At 67.9% G+C, this 18,374-nt stretch carries 17 protein-coding genes; 10 read left to right on the top strand and 7 right to left on the bottom strand.

What is annotated here, in order from left to right:
- Positions 1-20 precede the first annotated feature (20 nt).
- Both abc-f and B5D37_RS00310 read right to left on the bottom strand, forming a co-directional pair.
- Entirely contained in the window at positions 21-1,925 is a 1,905-nt protein-coding gene (gene abc-f / locus B5D37_RS00315) for a ribosomal protection-like ABC-F family protein (protein ID WP_078756737.1), read from the bottom strand.
- A gap of 280 nt (positions 1,926-2,205) precedes the next feature.
- Positions 2,206-3,765 carry a protein adenylyltransferase SelO gene (locus B5D37_RS00310; protein ID WP_078756736.1) on the bottom strand — a complete coding sequence of 520 codons (1,560 nt, stop codon included), beginning with the start codon at positions 3,763-3,765 and terminating at the stop codon, positions 2,206-2,208.
- 110 nt (positions 3,766-3,875) lie between these two features.
- On the opposite strand from B5D37_RS00310, the gene B5D37_RS14850 reads away from it, so the two are divergent.
- The 3 genes from B5D37_RS14850 to B5D37_RS00300 all read left to right on the top strand — a co-directional run bounded on the left by B5D37_RS14850 (position 3,876) and on the right by B5D37_RS00300 (position 6,525).
- Positions 3,876-4,043: a hypothetical protein gene (locus B5D37_RS14850; RefSeq protein ID WP_200809155.1), complete on the top strand. Its 168-nt coding sequence runs from the start codon at positions 3,876-3,878 to the stop codon at positions 4,041-4,043.
- A gap of 82 nt (positions 4,044-4,125) precedes the next feature.
- Positions 4,126-6,081 (top strand): DEAD/DEAH box helicase, encoded by a 1,956-nt coding sequence (locus tag B5D37_RS00305; RefSeq protein WP_078756735.1) that lies wholly within the window; start codon positions 4,126-4,128, stop codon positions 6,079-6,081.
- The gene (locus B5D37_RS00300; protein ID WP_078756734.1) at positions 6,082-6,525 is read left to right on the top strand and encodes an MgtC/SapB family protein; all 444 of its coding nucleotides are present in this window, start codon (positions 6,082-6,084) and stop codon (positions 6,523-6,525) included. It abuts the gene before it with no gap.
- A 24-nt stretch (positions 6,526-6,549) separates the two neighbouring features.
- Here B5D37_RS00300 and B5D37_RS00295 read toward each other — a convergent pair whose 3' ends face one another.
- The 3 genes from B5D37_RS00295 to B5D37_RS00285 form a co-directional block, all read right to left on the bottom strand.
- Positions 6,550-7,032, bottom strand: a complete 483-nt coding sequence (locus tag B5D37_RS00295; protein WP_200809154.1) for a DUF421 domain-containing protein — start codon at positions 7,030-7,032, stop codon at positions 6,550-6,552.
- Between the two features lie 53 nt (positions 7,033-7,085).
- Complete coding sequence (locus B5D37_RS00290) at positions 7,086-7,973, bottom strand: pseudouridine synthase (RefSeq protein WP_234987654.1); 888 nt, start codon at positions 7,971-7,973, stop codon at positions 7,086-7,088.
- A gap of 95 nt (positions 7,974-8,068) precedes the next feature.
- Complete coding sequence (locus tag B5D37_RS00285; protein ID WP_078756732.1) at positions 8,069-9,394, bottom strand: erythromycin esterase family protein; 1,326 nt, start codon at positions 9,392-9,394, stop codon at positions 8,069-8,071.
- Positions 9,395-9,540: 146 nt separating this feature from the next.
- On the opposite strand from B5D37_RS00285, the gene B5D37_RS00280 reads away from it, so the two are divergent.
- The 3 genes from B5D37_RS00280 to B5D37_RS00270 all read left to right on the top strand — a co-directional run bounded on the left by B5D37_RS00280 (position 9,541) and on the right by B5D37_RS00270 (position 12,453).
- On the top strand, positions 9,541-10,086 hold the full coding sequence (locus B5D37_RS00280; protein ID WP_078756731.1) for a YaeQ family protein: 546 nt from the start codon (positions 9,541-9,543) through the stop codon (positions 10,084-10,086).
- Positions 10,087-10,139: 53 nt separating this feature from the next.
- Positions 10,140-11,270 carry a BaiN/RdsA family NAD(P)/FAD-dependent oxidoreductase gene (locus B5D37_RS00275; RefSeq protein ID WP_234987653.1) on the top strand — a complete coding sequence of 377 codons (1,131 nt, stop codon included), beginning with the start codon at positions 10,140-10,142 and terminating at the stop codon, positions 11,268-11,270.
- Between the two features lie 67 nt (positions 11,271-11,337).
- The gene (locus tag B5D37_RS00270) at positions 11,338-12,453 is read left to right on the top strand and encodes a sterol desaturase family protein (protein ID WP_078756729.1); all 1,116 of its coding nucleotides are present in this window, start codon (positions 11,338-11,340) and stop codon (positions 12,451-12,453) included.
- A gap of 45 nt (positions 12,454-12,498) precedes the next feature.
- Here the strand turns inward: B5D37_RS00270 and B5D37_RS00265 are convergent, their stop codons facing one another.
- Positions 12,499-12,894, bottom strand: a complete 396-nt coding sequence (locus tag B5D37_RS00265; RefSeq protein ID WP_078756728.1) for a host attachment family protein — start codon at positions 12,892-12,894, stop codon at positions 12,499-12,501.
- 95 nt (positions 12,895-12,989) lie between these two features.
- On the opposite strand from B5D37_RS00265, the gene B5D37_RS00260 reads away from it, so the two are divergent.
- Positions 12,990-13,448, top strand: a complete 459-nt coding sequence (locus B5D37_RS00260; RefSeq protein WP_078756727.1) for an FKBP-type peptidyl-prolyl cis-trans isomerase — start codon at positions 12,990-12,992, stop codon at positions 13,446-13,448.
- Between the two features lie 70 nt (positions 13,449-13,518).
- Here B5D37_RS00260 and B5D37_RS00255 read toward each other — a convergent pair whose 3' ends face one another.
- A complete protein-coding gene (locus B5D37_RS00255) occupies positions 13,519-14,505 on the bottom strand; it encodes an LLM class flavin-dependent oxidoreductase (RefSeq protein WP_078756726.1) in 987 nt (328 codons plus the stop codon).
- A 158-nt stretch (positions 14,506-14,663) separates the two neighbouring features.
- On the opposite strand from B5D37_RS00255, the gene B5D37_RS00250 reads away from it, so the two are divergent.
- The 3 genes from B5D37_RS00250 to B5D37_RS00240 are packed head-to-tail and all read left to right on the top strand — an operon-like array spanning position 14,664 to position 18,371.
- Entirely contained in the window at positions 14,664-15,716 is a 1,053-nt protein-coding gene (locus B5D37_RS00250; RefSeq protein WP_078756725.1) for an extracellular solute-binding protein, read from the top strand.
- The gene (locus tag B5D37_RS00245; RefSeq protein ID WP_200809153.1) at positions 15,700-17,316 is read left to right on the top strand and encodes an ABC transporter permease; all 1,617 of its coding nucleotides are present in this window, start codon (positions 15,700-15,702) and stop codon (positions 17,314-17,316) included. The genes B5D37_RS00250 and B5D37_RS00245 overlap by 17 nt, the downstream gene beginning before the upstream one ends.
- Entirely contained in the window at positions 17,313-18,371 is a 1,059-nt protein-coding gene (locus B5D37_RS00240) for an ABC transporter ATP-binding protein (protein ID WP_078756724.1), read from the top strand. Before B5D37_RS00245 ends, B5D37_RS00240 begins: the two co-directional genes overlap by 4 nt.
- The last annotated feature ends 3 nt before the right edge of the window (positions 18,372-18,374 follow it).

Raw genomic sequence — 18,374 nt, 5'->3', positions numbered from 1 at the left:
AACGGTGCCCGACTGCCCTGTCAGGCCGGGTCTTCCAGCTCCGCCCAACGCGCGTACGCCGCCTCGAGCCGCCCCTGCAGCTCGGCCAGCTCCGCGTTATGGGTCGCGATGGCATCCGCACCCTGCTGGTAGAACTCGGGTTCGTTCATCCGGGTGGTCATCGCTGCAACCTGTGTTTCCAGTTGCTCGATGGCGGCGGGCAGCCGTTCCAGTTCCCTCGCGTCCTTGTACGACAGCTTGCGCTTGGGGGCGGAAGGCGTGGCCGGAGACGCGGTCGAAGCCGCCGATGCCGGGGCAGCGCTCGGAGCAGCCGCCCTGCCCGCGATTTCGGGCGTAGCCGGGCCCACGCGCCGCTGCCTGAGCCAGTCGCTGTAGCCGCCCACGTATTCCCCGACCTGGCCGTGTCCTTCCATCACCAGGGTGGAGGTCACCACGTTGTCGAGGAAGTCGCGGTCGTGGCTGACCAGCAACAGGGTGCCCGGGTACTCGCCCAGCAGTTCCTCCAGCAGCTCCAGCGTTTCCACGTCCAGGTCGTTGGTCGGTTCGTCCATCACCAGCAGGTTGGACGGCTGGGCGAACAGCTTGGCCAGCAGCAGGCGGTTGCGCTCGCCGCCCGACAGTCGGGTGATCGGCGCCCGGGCCCGGTCGGGCGTGAACAGGAAGTCTTGCAGGTAGCCGATGACGTGCTTCTGCTTGCCGCCGACCTCGACGAACTCCCGCCCCTCGGCGACGTTCTCGATGGCGTTCCAGTCCTCGCGCAGCACGGCGCGGTACTGGTCGAAGTAGGCGATCTGCAGGTTGCTGCCGATCTTCACTTCGCCCGCGGTGGGTTGCAGGTCGCCGAGCAGGGTCTTGAGCAGGGTGGTCTTGCCGCTGCCGTTGGGGCCGATCAGGCCAATGCGGTCGCCGCGGAACACGGTGGTCGAAATATCGTCCAGCAGCGCCTTGCCGCCGTAGTCGAAGGAGACGCGCTTGGCCTCGATGACCTTCTTTCCGGAGTTCTCCGCCTGGGCGAACTCCATCCTGACGTTGCCGGTACGGTCGCGGCGGGCGGCACGTTCGTTGCGCATCGCCTCCAGCCTGCGCACGCGGCCCTCGTCGCGGGTACGGCGTGCCTTGATGCCCTGACGGATCCACACTTCTTCCTGCGCCAGCATCTTGTCGAAGCGCGCGTTCTCCTGGGCTTCGGCGTTCAGCCGCTCCTCGCGCCGACGCTCGTAGTTCGCCCAGTCGCCGGGCCAGCTGGTCAGCTTGCCGCGGTCGATCTCGACAATGCGCGTCGCCAGCGCACGCAGGAAGCGCCGGTCATGGGTGACGAATATCAGCGCGCCCTGCCAGCTCTTGAGAAAGGCTTCGAGCCAGTCGATCGCCTCGATGTCGAGGTGGTTGGTGGGCTCGTCGAGCAACAACAGGTCGGGCGCGGACACCAGTGCACGCGCCAGCAGGACCCGGCGCTTCATTCCGCCGGACAGCCCCGAGAAGGCGGCATCGCCGTCCAGCCCCAGCTTGTCCAGCGTCTCGGTCACGCGCTGGTCGGCGCTCCAGCCCTGCGCGGCATCGATCTTCGCCTGCACCGCTGACATGGCTTCGGCGTCGAACTCCTCAGCGTGGCTCAGGTGGTGGAACTCGGCCAGCCAGGCGCCGAGTTCACCCATGCCGGCGGCGACCACGTCGAACACGTCCCCACCGGCACCGGCCGGGACCTCCTGCTCGAGACGCGCGATGCGGGCACCGCCCTCGCGGCGGATTTCGCCGTCATCGGGTTGGATGTCGCCCGAGAGCAGCTTCAGCAGGGTGGACTTGCCGGCGCCGTTGCGGCCGATCAGCGCGACGCGCTCACCGGGTTCGACCGCGAAATCGACGTTCTCGAGCAGGAGCGGGCCGCCGACGCTGTAGTCGACGTTGTTCAGGGTGATCAGGGGCATCCGCCCATTCTACGGGGGCAGGCCCCCGCGCGGGCGCCGGCGGCGCATACTGCTTTACCGTCGCCAGCGGGCAGCGGCCACCCACAAGAGGAACATCCGATGAGCAAGGGCCTGGACCGCAAGAAGGAACAGAAGAAGAAGCCGGCAAAGACCATGAAGGAAAAGCGCAGCGAGAAGAACGAGAAGAAGGTGAACAAGCCTTTTGCTCCCGTCTGAGCCGTTTGCCCACACCTGAGGGCGGCTTGTGCACCAGCCGGGGGCTGCCCGCCCCCGCTTTCGTTCAGGAACTGCAGGAGAGCATCGAGCAACCCGCCTTGTGCCGGGCCCACTCCGGCCGGCGCCCGGCGAATGCCTCCCGTCCCGGCTGGTCTTCGTAGGGGTGCCGCATCACCTCCAGCAACTCGGTGATGCCGCCCGGATCCCCGGCGGTGGCGCGGTCGATCGCCTGCTGCGACAGGTAGTTGCGCAGCACGTAGCGCGGGTTCGCGCCGCGCATCCGCTCGCGCCGCCGCGCCGGCTCGACCGGATCCGCCTCCAGCCGTGACGCATAACGCGCCAGCCAGTCGCCCAGCCGCGGCTGCAACGCGGATCTCTTCCCGTCCTCATAGAACGCGTGGTCGAACGCCGGCAAGGCCGCTGAACCCGGCTCGATGTCGCACAGCGCGCGGAAGGTCAGGGTCATGTCCATGCCGCCTTCCTGCATCAGGTCCAGCAGCGACTGCATGAGCTCTGCATCCCCGTCCAGATGTTCCGACAGGCCCAGTTTCGCCATGGTGTTGCCGCGATCGGCAGCCGAGTAAGCGGCGATGAAGCGGTCCAACCCCGCCTGCAAAGCCTCCACGCCGTCGAACAGCGGCGAGAGCGCGCCGGCGAAGCGCCCGAGGTTCCAATAGGCCACCGCGGGTTGCTGCCCGAACCGGTACCGGCGGTGCTGGGCGTCGGTGGTATTGGGCGTCCAGTCCGGGGCGTAGTCGTCGATCCATCCGTACGGGCCGTAGTCGATCGTCTGCCCGAGGATGGACATGTTGTCGGTGTTCATCACGCCGTGGACGAAGCCCACCCGCATCCAGTGCCCGACCATGGCGGCGGTCCGCTCGCATACCTCGCCGAACCAGTCGCCCAGCAGTTGCCCGCCCTGCCCTTGCAGGTGCGGATAGTCGCGACGGATGCAGAAATCGACCAGCTGGCGAAGCAGCTCGTGCCTGCCCCGCGAAGCGGGCAGCTCGAAGTTTCCGAAGCGGATGAACGACGGCGCGACCCGGCACACGATCGCACCCGGCTCCGGTGCGGGATGGCCGTCGTAGAACATGTCGCGCACAACGTCCTCACCGGTCCCGACGAGGCTGAGGGTCCGGGTGGTCGGTACACCCAGATGGTGCATGGCCTCGCTGCACAGGAACTCGCGGACGGACGAGCGCAGGACTGCGCGGCCGTCGGCGGTCCGGGAGTACGGCGTGGGACCGGCCCCCTTGAGCTGCAGCTCCCAGCGTTCGCCCGCGGCGTCCACCGTCTCGCCCAGCGTGATCGCGCGTCCGTCGCCGAGCTGGCCAGCCCAGTGGCCGAACTGGTGGCCGCCATAGTTCGCCGCGTAGGGCTGCATGCCGTCGAGCAGCCGATTGCCGGCGAACACTTCCGCGAACTCCACGGAGGCGACCTCCTCTTCCGTGATACCCAGACGGGCAGCCATTTCGGCTGAATGTGCAAGCAGGCGGGGCGAGCGCACCGGCGTCGGGTCAACCGGCGACCATAACGCCGCGTCCACCTGCCGCACCCGCGGCCCCTTCTCCGGATCGCCCGGGAGGTCGCGAACGAAGCGGTTGTCGAAGTCGAACGCCAGCACAGGGCTCTCCGTGTGAAATTGGCCACCATCCTAACCACGCGCAGGTGTCGAACCGGTGCGAACACGTCGCATGGCCTAGACTGGCCCGAACCCACTGAAGGACATGTCCAATGGCAAAGCCGAATTACTCGTTCGAAAAGCGTCAGCGCGAGATCGCCAAGAAGAAGAAGAAGGAAGAGAAGCTGGCGAAGAAGCAGGGCAGCAAGGACACCGATCCTGCACCCGGATTCGACAGCGGCGAGTCCGGCGCGACCGGCGGCAACCCGCAGGCAAACTGAAGCAGGATCACGCGGCGGAGCACTGCGCCAGCTAGACTATGCGGTCTTCCGACCGGCACTGCCGGCGCTACCGAGACACGCAATGAGCGCCGAAACGCCTCCTTCCCCCGGCACTCCAGCCGGCACGCCCTCCGCCCAGGCGGAGGCGCCGGAGATCAGGTTCACCGACCTCGCCCTGCCCGAGCCGCTGCTCAGGGCGCTGGCCGACGTCGGCTACGAGTCCCCCTCCCCCATCCAGGCCGCGACCATCCCGCCACTTTTGGCGGGCCGCGACATGATCGGCCAGGCGCAGACCGGCACCGGCAAGACCGCCGCGTTCGCGCTGCCGATCCTCGCGCAGATCGACCCCACCCAGCGCAAGCCACAGGCCCTGGTCCTCGCGCCGACCCGCGAGCTGGCGATCCAGGTGGCCGAAGCCTTCCAGAAGTACGCCACCCACCTGCCCGGTTTCCACGTGCTGCCGATCTACGGTGGGCAGGGCTACGCGCCGCAGTTGTCCGCACTCAAGCGCGGCGTGCAGGTGGTTGTCGGAACCCCCGGCCGCGTGATCGACCACCTCGAGCGCGGCTCGCTCGACCTGTCCGAGCTGCGTTGCCTGGTACTGGACGAAGCCGACGAAATGCTGCGCATGGGCTTCATCGACGACGTCGAGGCGGTGCTCAAGAAGACCCCGGCGACGCGCCAGGTCGCGCTGTTCTCGGCGACCATGCCGCCCCAGATCAAGCGCATCGCCCAGACCTACCTCAAGGAGCCGGCCGAAGTCTCGATCAAGAACAAGACCAGTACCGCGGCCAATATCCGCCAGCGCTACTGGGCCGTCAGTGGCGTCCAGAAGCTCGACGCATTGACCCGCATCCTGGAAGCCGAGCCCTTTGATGCGATGATCGTGTTCGCGCGGACCAAACTGGGCACCGACGAACTCGCCGGCAAGCTCGCCGCGCGCGGGATTTCCGCTGCCGCCATCAATGGCGACGTGCAGCAGGCCCAGCGCGAGAAGACCATCCAGAACCTCAAGGACGGCAGGATCGACGTACTGGTCGCCACCGACGTCGCCGCCCGCGGCCTGGACGTGGACCGGATCAGCCACGTGCTGAACTACGACATCCCCTACGACACCGAGAGCTACGTCCACCGCATCGGCCGCACCGGCCGCGCCGGACGCAAGGGCGAGGCCATCCTGTTCGTGGCCCCGCGCGAGCGCGGCATGCTGCGCGCCATCGAGCGCGCGACCCGGCAGCCCATCGAGCAGATGGAGCTGCCCAGCATCGAGACCGTCAACGAGCAGCGCGTCTCGAAGTTCCTGGATCGCATCACCGGTGCGCTGGGGGGAGACGACCTCGGGCTGTTCCGGGACCTGGTGGAGCGCTATGAGCGCGAACAGAACGTGCCGGCGGTGGAGATCGCCGCGGCGTTGGCCAAGCTGCTCCAGGGCGACAACCCGTTGCTGCTGACGGCCCCGCCGCGCCCTGCGCCCGGGAAGCCGTTCGAGCGTCGCGAGCGCGACGACGCTCGCCCGCCGCGTGAAAGCCGCCCCCACCGCGATCGCTCAGCTCCCGGGCCCGACCGCGGGCCTCCGGCCCGCCACTCCGAGCGACCTGCGCCTGCGCACGGCCAGCAGAACCGGGCCGAGGCGATGTTCGAGGCCGACCCTCCGCGGCGCGAACCGCGCGAGCGGGCAGCACCCGACGTCGGCATGGAAACCTTCCGCATCGAGGTCGGCCACGTCCATGGCGTGAAGCCTGGCAACATCGTCGGCGCCATCGCCAACGAAGCCGAGCTTGAAGCGCGCTACATCGGCCGGGTCGACATCCGGGACGACTACAGCCTCGTCGACCTGCCGGAAGGCATGCCGCGCGAGCTGATGGAGCACCTCAAGCGGGTGTATGTCGCGGGGCAATCACTGCGCATCCGCCATGCCGGACCGGAGGACGCCGAAGGGGGTCGCAGCCGTAGCCCGCGGCCCGGCGGTCCGCCGCGCGGCGGCAAGCCGCACGGTGCGGGGCCGCGCAAGCCGTTCAAGCCGCGCCCGCCGCGCTGAATGCCCGCGGTGGATGCGCTGGTCGCCCAACTGATCGGCCTGCTCCCCTTGCTGGGGGCTCTGCTGCTTGCGTTGCCGGTCGGATGGAACCGGGAGCGCAACGGCAACATCATGGGCATCAGGACGTTTCCGCTGGTGGCGGTGGGTGCGTGCGCCTACATCCTCATCGCCCGCACGTTCATCGGCGATGACGCACCCGACGCCACCGCGCGGGTGCTGCAGGGCCTGATGACGGGCATCGGGTTCGTCGGCGGCGGCGCCATCCTCAAGCACGACGACCACGTCAGCGGCACCGCTTCGGCGGCCAGCATCTGGATGATCGGCGCCATGGGCGCCGCGGCCGGTTTCGGTTATTGGGGCTATGCCATCGGTCTGTCGGTGATCAACCTGCTGGTGGTGACCGTCTTCAGCTGGTGGAAGCGCCGGGTCGACAGCAAGGAGTAGCGCCGGCTTCAAACAGCGCCCACGTCAACCAGGCGACTTCCTGATGATGCTGAAGCTGCCGTCGGTTTCCAGCACCACCGACTGCGCGCCCGATGGGTCCTCGATGCCGTGGTTGCGCAGTCCCTGCCGGACCTCCTGCTCGTTCACCCGCTCCCGCCGCATCGCCTGGTGCAGGAATCGGCCCTCGTGCAACAACAGGGTCGGCTCGCTCGCGACCAGTTCGTGCACCAGCCGCCAACGGGCCGACGACCAGGTGATGACGAACTGGAGCAGGATCAAGACGGCAAGGGCTGTTACGCCCTCGGCCAGCGACACCTCGGCGCTGAGCAGTATCGTCGCCAACGTGGATCCCAGTGCAATGGTGACCACGAAATCGAAGGCGTTCATCTTCGTCAACGTGCGCTTGCCCGATACCCGCAACAGCGCGATCAACGCGGCATAGGCGCAGACACCGATGGTGAGGACACGAAGCAGGTCGCTCCAGTTTTCAAAGAACCACTCGGACAACACGCCCTCCTGCAGCTTCTGGCAAGGGCGACATGACACAACACCGGCGTGCTTCAGGGCGTGAATCCATCCGGGCCGGGTTCCAGTCGCATCCACGGCAACCGTAGCGACAGCCGGCTCTCGAACCGCCGCGAACCACCGTGCACCGGATCCTCGAAGGACAATCCACGCGCCAGCAACTGCAGCGGACACTCGTGGTCATCGGGACCCTGTTCCCGCAGTGCGGGATAGAACGGATCGCCCAGTATCGGTGCGCCCAGTGCCGCCATATGCACGCGCAACTGGTGCTTGCGACCGGTCACGGGTTCCAGCGCGTAGTGCCACGTCCGTGGCCCGCGCTCCAGGACCTCGACCCGCGTTTCGCTGTTGGCGTCCCCCTCCACCTCCCGCATGCGGAAGAACGGTTCGCCGCGGGCCAGGCGGCTATGGTGGACGTGCGGGAACTCCATGTGGGGAAGCGGCAACGCCAACGCCTCGTAACGCTTCCGGATGCGGCGCTCGCGAAACAGCGACTGGTAGCAGGTGCGTGTCGCCGGGTTCGCGGAGAACAGGACCAAGCCGGCGGTCGCCCGATCGATCCGGTGCAGGGGTACCAGGTCGGGGTTGCCCAGGCGCCGCACGAGCCGGGCCAGCAGCGTTTCCTGGACGAAGCCGCCCGCCGGGGTCACCGGCAGGAAGTGCGGCTTGTCCGCCACCACGAGGTCATCGTCCACGTGGACCAGCCCTTCCTCGTAGGGGACGCGCGGCTCAACCTCGACCTCGCGGAAATAGCGGACTTCCATCCCGACCCGGTATGCCGTGGCCGCATCCAGGGGTTGTCCATCCGGCCCGAGGACCCGACCGCGGGAGAAGCGGTCGAGCCACGTTGAACGGTCGATTGCGGGAAACCGATCGCACAGGGCATCCAGCACCGTCGCCCAATGGCCCGGCGGCAGTTGCAATCGGCTGGGTGCCAATGCGCTGGCGATGTCGCCCGTTTGGGATCTCTGAGATTGCACATCCACAGCTTAGCTGCAGCCCGTTGCGTCAGCCGCGTTCAGAGCCCCGTCGGCCAAGTCTCCGGCGCCTCCCGCTGCTCCCAGTGCTCGGTGATGTCGAACGGCTCCACCGCGGTCGTCTCGTCGACGTGGATGATCGAATCGAACTGCCGGCCGAGCGATGCGCCGAAGTAGTGGCTCTGGCGCTCGGTGTCCGGCCGGTAGATGACGCCGATGGCTCGCTCCAGCCGTTCTTCGCCGATCACCTCCGCAGGCACCTTCGCTGTGGGCAGCCAGAACGCCGGGAGTCCGGTCCGGTGCAGCAGGTGCTCCCAGCTGTCGGGCCGCGATGGTCGCACCCAGCGATGCAGGGCGGGTTCACCCCAGTCTTCCGCGGCAGTGACGTGGCCGGTGTGGGTGGTGAAGCCGACCGAGTACACCGCTGCCGTACCCGCACGCTCGCGCAGCAACTGCCCCACGTTCCACTCGCCCTGGCGTCCCATCTCGGTCGCTCGTGCGTCGCCGAGATGGGAGTTGTGCGCCCAGACGACGACCCGACCCCTGCGGCCGGTAGCACGCAGGTGATCGCGCAAGGCGAGCACCGTATCCGTCATGTGCTCGTCGCGCAGGTTCCAGGTGTTGCCGCGGCGGCTGTACATGGACCGGTAGTAGCGCTCGGCGTTGGCCACCAGGCGCGCATTCATTTCCGCGTGGAAATACTCGTCGGCGGCGCTCCATCCCGTCCCCGTCGCGTGTGGCCGCTCCTGTTCCAGACGCTCGAACAGGCCCCGCACCGCTTCGCCGCAATCGGGCCGCATGCCGCGGGCAGCTTCGAAGCCGTATTCCTGCGGCTCCCGCACGTGGTCCAGGCACGCATAGGCGCGGCGGGCACGTTCCGCCGCTTCCGGGTCGCTCCTCGCGAGGTACTCCGTCACGGCTTCGGCCGAGCGGTACAGGCTGTACAGATCGATGCCATAAAAGCCGACGGCCGCCCCTCCCCGGCCGTCGTTGTGGCCGCGCATCCACTCCACCAGCGCGAGCACGTCCGTATTGCGCCACATCCAGGTGGGGAAACGCTGGAAGTCCGAAAAGGCCTCCCTCGGATGCTCTTCGCTGATTCCGCGTACGAACCGGTTCAGACGCTGGGCGTCGGGCCAGTCGGCCTCCACCGCGACTGCATCGAAGCCTTGCTCTTCGACTAGCCGCCGGGTGATCGTGCAACGCAGCTGGTAGAACTCGTGGGTGCCGTGGGTGGCCTCCCCCAGCAGGACGAAATCCGCGCCCTCCACGGCCGCGAGCAGCCCGTCCAGATCGCTCGGGGCACTTCCCAGCGGACGGGCATTTTCCGCAAGCGCCTGTACGGCCCTGTCGTCGTCTTTCGGCATGGTTGCGCTCCAGGATCACGACGGATCCCATGCTGCCTTCGCCGCGGTTGTCGGCCGGTGAAGCGATACCGCGCCTCTTCCGCCACGACGGCCTGGCAGATCAGGCTCCCGTAGAATGTCGTCCTTTCCCGCCCGGCACCCCTCTAATGGCCCTGAAGTCCACCGTCGTCAAAGCCGAGTTGCAGGTCAGCGACATGGACCGGCACTACTACGCCACCCACGCGCTCACGCTTGCGCAGCATCCGTCCGAAACCGATGAGCGGCTGATGGTGCGCCTGCTGGCATTCGCCCTCTATGCCGACGAACGGCTGGAGTTCGGCCGTGGACTGAGCGACGAGGACGAACCGGCGCTCTGGCGCCGCAGCTACACCGGCGAGCCGGAACTGTGGATCGAGCTGGGCCAGCCGGACGAGACCCGCATCAAGAAGGCCTGTGCCAAGGCGCAGCAGGTGGTGGTGGTCAACTACGGTGGCCGCGCATCGGACCTGTGGTGGGACCGCATCGCCAGCTCGCTGACCCGGCTGAAGAACCTCACCGTGATCGACATCCCCTCCGAGGTGGTCGACGCCCTGCCGGACATCGGTGAACGCGGCATGCGCCTCAATGCACTCATCCAGGACGGGGAGCTGCAGCTGATGGGTGATCGCGGCAGCACATCGCTGCGACCGACGGTGCGCATGGCCGCCGCCTGAGCGTGGTGGAGCACTACGATGCGCTGATTGTCGGGGGCGGCGCCGCCGGTCTCATGTGTGCGATCACCGCAGGCAGGCGTGGCAAGCGGGTTCTGGTGGTGGAACACGCCAACCGCGTCGGCAAGAAGATCCTCATGTCCGGCGGCGGGCGCTGCAACTTCACCAACACCGGCACCACGCCTGAAAACTACCTCTCGGCGAACCCGCACTTCTGCAAGTCCGCCCTCGCCCGCTACAGCCCGTGGCACTTCATCGACATGGTGGAGCGCCATCGCATCGCCTACCACGAGAAGGAACTGGGACAGCTCTTCTGCGACGAATCATCCAAGCTCATCGTCAGGATGCTGCTGGACGAATGCGCCAGCGCCGGCGTGCGCGTGGAGACGGGTTGCAGCATCGAACAGGTGCAGGCGCGGAATCCGGGATACGAGGTACGCACCAACCGTGGCGTTTTCCGTTCGGACGCACTGGTAGTCGCAAGCGGTGGGTTGTCGATTCCGGCCATGGGTGCTTCGGGATTCGGATACCAGCTGGCACGCCAGTTCGGCCATGACGTACTGCCTACGCGCGCGGGGCTGGTGCCGCTGACCCTGAGTGGTCGCCCGCTGGAGCAATTGGCGGATCTCAGCGGCGTCGCGTTTGCGGTGACGGCGACCAGCAACGGACAGGTCTTCAGCAATTCGATGCTGATCACGCACCGTGGCGTCAGCGGGCCAGCCATCCTGCAGATCTCCTCCTACTGGGAGCCGGGTGACCCGCTGTCGATCGACCTGTTGCCCGGGCGAGACGCGCTCGACGTGCTGCAACAGTGGCAGGCGGAGCGACCGGCTGCGGAGCTCAAGACCCTGCTGGGCGAACTCCTGCCCAAGCGGTTCGCCCAGCGGCTGTGCGAGGTGTGGCTGCCAAACCGTCCCATGCGGCAGTACAACCTGCCGCGGTTGCGTGAGATGGCGGCGACGCTCGCCGCGTGGCCGCTCGTCGCCAGCGGGACCGAAGGCTACCGGACGGCGGAAGTCACGCTCGGCGGTGTCGACACTGCCGGAGTCTCCTCGAGCACCATGGAATCGCGGCAGGTGCCGGGGCTGTATTTCATTGGTGAAGTGCTCGACGTCACCGGATGGCTGGGCGGATACAACTTCCAGTGGGCCTGGGCCTCCGGCCACGCCGCGGGTAGCGCCCTCTGAGGCCGGAGCTGGCGCTGCCCTTCACGCTGCGCTAACTTGCCGCCACCTTCAGCTTCCGGCATCGCGCATGGATCGCACGTCCCGCTCCTGGTTCGCCCACCTGTCCGCCGGCCTGGGGCTGTCCGCCCTGCTCGGCGTGCTGTGCTTCCACTTTCCGGACGTGCTGACCAGCCGTGAGTTCCGCACGGTCTACACCGAGCAGTTCGCCCGGCACCTGCTGCTGGCCGGGCTGGTCGCGGCATTCGTGCTGGGCACGCTGGCGATCCTGCGCAATCGCAACAAGCGGGTGGCCACCGTCGGCGTCTGCAGCGCTGCGCTGGCGGTGCTGCTGGGCGGCGCCACCGTGCATTTCAAGCAGATCGAACCCACGCCCTTCTCATTGGGTCTGGACTGGTTCGTGATCTCGCTGTTCTTCTCGGCCCTGGTGTTCATCCCCATCGAGAAGATGCTCGCCGTGCGGCCGATGTCGCCGCTTCGGCGCGAGTGGCGGACGGACCTGGGCTACTTCTTCATGAGCCACGTGCTGGTGCAGTTCGTGCTGATCGCGGTCACCGCATCCACTTCGGCAGTGGCGGCGTTCGCGGCGTTCCCGGCGCTGCAGCAATACATCCAGTCCTTCCCCGTGTGGGCGCAGTTCCTGCTGGCGGTGTTCCTGGCCGACCTTGCCCAGGCACTGTTGCACCGCACGTACCACAACGTGCCGTGGCTCTGGCGCTTCCATGCGGTGCACCACTCCAGCCGCCGCATGGACTGGCTTGCCGGTTCGCGCATCCACATCGCCGAGATCCTCATGACGCGCACCATGGTGCTGCTGCCGCTGGTGGTGCTGGGTTTCTCCGCGGAGGCGGTCAATGCCTACGTCATCCTCGTCGGCATCCAGGCGGTGCTCGCGCATGCCAACGTGCGGCTGGACTTCCGCTGGCTCGAGTACGTGCTGGTGACGCCCCGCTACCACCATTGGCACCACGCGCGCCACGCCGACTACCTGGACGTGAACTACGCCATCCACCTGCCGCTGGTGGACATGCTGATGGGCACTTTCAGGCGGCCACCGGCTGGCGAGTGGCCGGAAGAGTACGGGGTGATGAAGCTGGAAACGGTGCCGCGCGGCATCTGGCCGCAATCCCTGATGCCGCTGGCCCCGAAGGAGAAGTACGGGGATTTCGTAGGCCGCGAAGAATAGACCCGCCGCCGCAGGGGCGGCGACGGGCCGAGGGACCCTGCCCGGTCAGGACAGGATCTTCTGGATGTCATCCAGCGTCGAGTTGGTGAGGGTCTTGGCGACTTCCCGCCTCATCCGCTGCTGTGTTTCCTTGTGCAGCAGCGGTCGCATCTCGCCGAGGGTGTGTTCGTCAGCCACGAGCACCAGATCGTCGTACTTGCGGTTCAACGCACCGTCGTTCAGCCACTGCGCCAGTTGCTTCGCGAAGGTGGCCTTGTCGATCTGGTATCCGGTATCGCCATCGGGCTGCACACCGGCCGGACCCTCATCGTTCATGTTCATCAGTTCCCGCATCTCGAACTGATGGAGGGAGAGATGGCGGGCATCGCCGCGATTGCGAAAGACTCGTGCTCCGCCGCCGTCTGCGACGACGACCAAGGCGTCGGTGGGGATCGATTCCATTGCTGCTCCTGGTTGGACCGTTGTGGTGCACGCTAGGTCCGATCAGGTGATCCGCGCGTGTAGCCTGTACGCCCCGCTGCCAACGAGTGGAACGAATGCTGAACCTGCCCAGGTGGATCCATGCCGGCGCGACCGCCCTGCTGGCCCTCGCGCTCTCGACGTCGTGCAGCCAGCCCGGGCCGCCGCCCGGGGGGAGCGTCGCGGAACTGCGGCGCGTCGACGTTGCGGAGGGAACAGGGCCCGTGGCGCGCCCCGGGAGCCAGGTGCAAGTGCACTACACCGGCTGGATCTACGACGAGGATGCGCCACGGCAGCGTGGCGAGCAGTTCGACAGCTCCCGCGGGCGCGGGGAGCCGATCAGCTTCCTGCTGGGCGCGGGTCGCGTCATCCGCGGCTGGGACGAAGGCGTGGCAGGCATGCGCGTCGGCGGCAAGCGGGTGCTGATGATCCCGGCCGATCTTGCATACGGCCGCAATGGCGCGGGCGGCGTGATCCCACCGAATGCCTCCCTGGTGTTCGAGGTGGAGCTGGTGGGGGTGGAGCAGTCTCCTTAGTAGCGGGGTCCGTGGAGATTCCGGGAGCCGGCCGGCATGTGCCGGACCCCGGTCGCGGCTGAAGCCGCTCCTACAGGGGGGCCATGGCTTTGGCGGCCATCTCGAATGAGCGCAGGCGCTTTTCGTGGTCGAAAATGTTGGCCGTGAGCAACAGCTCGTCGGGGCGGTAGCGGGTGACGAAGTCCGAGATGCCGCGCTTCACCGTTTCAGCGCCGCCGATGACGGCGCATCCCAGCGCACGCTCGACCCCTGCCTTCTCCACCGGGCTCCACCACGCCTCGATATCGTCGATGGGCGGTGGCACCAGACCTGCCTGGCCCCGACGCAGGTTCACGAACGATTGCTGCTGCGTGGTGAACAGATGCCGGGCTTCTGCATCGTCTTCCGCCGCGACGACGTTGAGCGCGAGCATGACGTAGGGCTTGGCGAGCCGTGCCGAGGGCGTGAACTCGCGATGGTAGAGCGCCAGGGCATCGTCCATCGCGTCCGGCGCGAAGTGCGAGGCGAAGGCGAACGGCAGGCCTATCGCGGCAGCCAGCTGGGCACTAAAAAGGCTGGAGCCCAGCAGCCACACCGGCACCTGGATGCCCGCCCCCGGCACCGCCCTCACGGCCTGGCCCGGCTGGGCCGGCTCGAAGTAGTGCAGCAACTCCGCCACGTCCTGCGGGAACGCGTCGGCGCTTTCGGAGTAGCGCCTCAAGGCGCGGATGGTCGGGCGGTCGGTACCCGGTGCGCGTCCCAGGCCCAGGTCGATCCGGTCCGGGTGCAGCGCGGCGAGCGTCCCGAACTGCTCGGCCACCTGCAGCGGTGAATGGTTCGGCAACATGATGCCGCCCGCGCCGACCCGGATGGTGGACGTCCCGGCAGCCACGTGGGCGATCAGCACCGCCGTCGCGGCACTCGCGATTCCCGGCATGTTGTGGTGTTCGGCCAGCCAGAACCGGCGGTAGCCCCATTGCTCGGCGTGCCGGGCCAGGTCGAGGCTGTTCGCGAGCGCGGTTCCGACATCCGAACCTTCGGTCACGGGGGCGAGGTCGAGCAGCGAATACGGCACCATCGCGGAAATCTCGTTCTGGGGGATACAGGGACAGATGGGGGTGGGACGGCTGGCTTTCCAGCTGGCGACCGCGAACGACTTCGATTGGATTCCCCCAAGCAAACAATCCGGAGTTGTCAGACAATAGCGATTCTCATTTGCACAGCTCCGGAGGCTCCATGCGCCACCTGCCCCTTTCCGCCGCGATCGCGATCACCCTGGCTGCCTGTTCAGGCACGGATGCGCCCGCAGACAACGCGGCGACCGATGCAGCCCCTGCCGCCGCCGCTCCGACGGAGCTGGTCGTCTACACCTCCCGCAACGAGCAACTGGTCAAACCGCTGTTCGACCGCTACACGGAAGAGACCGGCGTCGAGATCACCTACATGACCGACAAGGCCCCGCCGCTGATGGAGCGCCTGAAGGCGGAAGGCACGCGTAGCCCGGCGGACGTGTTCATCACCGTCGACGCAGGCAACCTGTGGCAGGCCGCCAACCTGGGCCTGTTGCAGCCGGTCGAGTCGGCGACGCTGGAACAGAACATTCCGGAGAACCTGCGCGATCCGGAAAACCGCTGGTTCGGGCTGTCCGTGCGCGCCCGCACCATCATCCACAATCCCGAGCGGGCCCCTGCCAGCGAGTTGTCGAGCTATGAGGACCTCGCGGATCCGAAATGGAAGGGTCGCCTGTGCCTGCGCACCAGCAGCGCGGTCTACAACCAGAGCCTGGTGGCGACGATGATGGCCTCGCTCGGGGAGCAGGAAACCGAGCGCGCGGTCAAGGGATGGGTGGACAACCTTGCCGCCGCGCCGATGTCCAATGACAACGCCGTGATCGAAGCGATCGCCGCCGGCCGCTGCGACGTGGGCATCACCAACACCTACTACCTCGGGCGGGCGCTGCGTGAGAACCCCGGCCTGCCGGTGACGGTGTTCTGGCCGAACCAAGCCGAAGGCGAGCGCGGGGTGCACGTCAACGTGTCCGGTGCAGGCGTCACCCGCCACGCGCCGAATCCTGAAGCAGCCCGGGAGTTCATCGAATGGCTGTCGGGCGGGGAAGCGCAGCGCCTCTTCGCCGGCGAGAACCTCGAGTACCCGGCCAACCCGCAGGTACCTACTGCCGAGCTGATCAGCGAATGGGGCCAGTACCGCCAGGACCTGATCAACGTATCGCAGGCCGGTGAGATGCAGGCCGAGGCGGTGAAGCTGATGGACCGTGCCGGCTACCGCTGAGCAACCATGGGATGCCCGGCCCGCGCCGGGCATCCCTGTGCGCGGCTGGACCTGGCTCGCCATCGCGCTGACGGTGCCGGCCCTGGTACCGCTGCTGGCGACGCTGGCAGCGCTGTTCCGCCCGGACGAAGCCACCGTCCAGCACCTGTGGCAGTACGTGCTGCCACGGGCGGGCATCAACACACTCTGGCTGTTGCTCGGGGTCGGCGCCGGCACCGCCGTGCTGGGCACCGCGCTGGCCGCTCTGGTGGCGTTGTGCGAGTTCCCCGGGCGGCGGGTGTTCTCCTGGCTGCTGGTGCTGCCGCTGGCGCTGCCCGGCTACGTGCTGGCCGTTGCCTTCATCGGCCTGTTCGACTATGCGTCGCCGCTGGCCGGCTGGCTCCGCGAAAGCGCGGGCACGTCCCTGCCGGAAATCCGCTCCCGCGGTGGCCTGGTCGCGGTGATGACGCTGTCGCTGTACCCCTACGTGTACCTGGTGGCGAGCCAGGCGTTCGCCAGCCAGGGTGGCCGCGCGATCGAAGCGGCGCGTGCGTTGGGGATGGGGCCGTGGCGCGCGTTCTTCAGCGCAAGCCTGCCGCTGGCGCGCCCGTGGATCGCTGGCGGCACGTTGCTGGTCCTGATGGAAACCCTGGCCGACTTTGGCGCGGTGTCCGCGTTCAACTACGACACCTTCGCAACGGCAATCTACAAGGCGTGGTTCTCCCTCTTCTCCACTGATACCGCCCTGCAGATCGCAGCGGTCATGCTGCTGGTCGTACTCGCCCTGGTGGCGCTGGAAGCGGCATCGCGGCGGAGGCAGTCGTTCGTGTCCGTAGGCGCAACACCCGCCCAGCGTATCCCGCTGGGCCGCCGAGGGGGCTGGGCGACCGGCTTCTGCGCGGCCGTGCTGGTCCTGGCGCTCTTTCTCCCCATTGCGCAACTGCTCGCAGAAGGAATCGCACACCTTGACGACATCGATGCGCGTTACCTGCGCACGGTGCGCAACGCCCTTTCGCTTGCCGCGATGGCGGCGATACTGACCACCGCCGCCGCGTTCGTCGTCGCCCTGTCCGCGCGTGAGCAGCCCGGAGCCGTCACCACCACGGTCACCCGGATCACGACCCTGGGTTATGGACTGCCGGGCGCCCTGTTGGCCATCGGCCTCTACGTTCCGGTGGCCGGCCTTTCGACCTGGCTCGCGGAGCGGCATGGCCTGGACCTCGTGCTGGAGGGCGGACTGGTGTTGCTGCTGGTGGGCTACGGCATCCGGTTCCTTGCCGTGGCCCACGCGCCGGTCGCTGGCGGACTGCTGAGGATCCGTCCGAGCCTGCTGGAGGCCAGCCGGAGCCTCGGCGTCACCGGCACGCGCCAGTTGCGCACGGTGCACTGGCCGCTGTTGCGAGGCAGCTTCGCCACCGCCGCCCTGCTGGTCTTCGTCGATACCATGAAAGAGATGCCGATCACCCTGATGATGCGTCCGTTCGGCTGGGACACCCTCGCCACGCGCGTGTTCGAGCTCACAAGCGAAGGCGAATACGCCCGCGCGGCGGTGCCGTCGCTCGCGATCGCCCTGGTCGGGCTGCTGCCGGTGGTCGCCATGACGCGGAGGGGGACCCGATGAGGCTTGAACTCGACGGTGTCGCCGTAGGCTACCGGGGCCGGAAGGTGGTCCAGGACGCGTCGCTGGTGCTGCAGGAGGGCGAGATCGGCTGCCTGCTCGGGCCCTCCGGTGCCGGCAAGACCACCCTGCTCCGGGCCATCGCTGGCTTCGAGCCGCTGCTGGCCGGCCGGATCCTCTGCAATGGGCAGCCACTGGCGGGCGCGGACGTGCACTTGCCGCCGGAGCGCCGGCAGATTGGCATGGTGTTCCAGGACCACGCCCTGCTCCCGCACCTGGACGTGCTTGGCAACGTGCGCTTCGGCCTGTTCCGCCATTCCCGCGCGAAAGCCGAGGCGCGCGCCCGCGAGGTGCTCGAGCTGGTGGGCCTGGGCGAGTTCTCCGCCCGCCACCCCCACGAGCTCTCCGGCGGCCAGCAGCAACGGGTTGCACTGGCACGGGCACTGGCGCCGCAGCCGCGGCTGGTGCTGCTGGACGAACCGTTTTCGAGCCTGGACCCGGAACTGCGCGAGCGGCTGGCGGTGGAAGTACGCGATGCACTGAAGGCGACGGGCGTGGGCGCATTGCTGGTGACCCACTCCCAGGCCGAGGCCTTCGCCATGGCCGACCGGATCGGTGTCATCGGCCGGGGCCACCTGCAGCAGTGGGCGAGCCCCTACGATCTCTACCACCGCCCCGCCTGCCGTTTCGTCGCAGGCTTCGTCGGCGAGGGCGTGATGCTGCCGGCCCGGGTAGTGGATGAGCGACACGTGTCCACCGAACTGGGCGTGCTGGCCGCCGACCGCCAGCTGGCGTCGCCAGCCGGGTCGCAAGTGGACATGCTGCTGCGCCCCGACGACGTGGTCCACGACGACGACGCGACGCTGAAGGCGGTGATCGTGCGACGCCACTTCCGGGGCGCCGACTTCCTCTACACCCTCCGGCTTGAAAGCGGCCACATCGTGCAGGCCCTGGTGCCTTCCCACCATGACCACGCGGTCGGCCATGCCATCGGCATCCGGCTGGATCTCGAACACGTGGTGGTGTTCGAGGGGCCGTGCGAACCGGCAGGACCATAGCCG

This window comes from Lysobacter spongiicola DSM 21749 (genome assembly GCF_900167055.1).
Classification (GTDB): Bacteria; Pseudomonadota; Gammaproteobacteria; order Xanthomonadales; family Xanthomonadaceae; genus Novilysobacter; species Novilysobacter spongiicola.
Note: the sequence above shows the minus strand (reverse complement) of the source record. Positions and strands in the feature narration are given on the sequence as shown.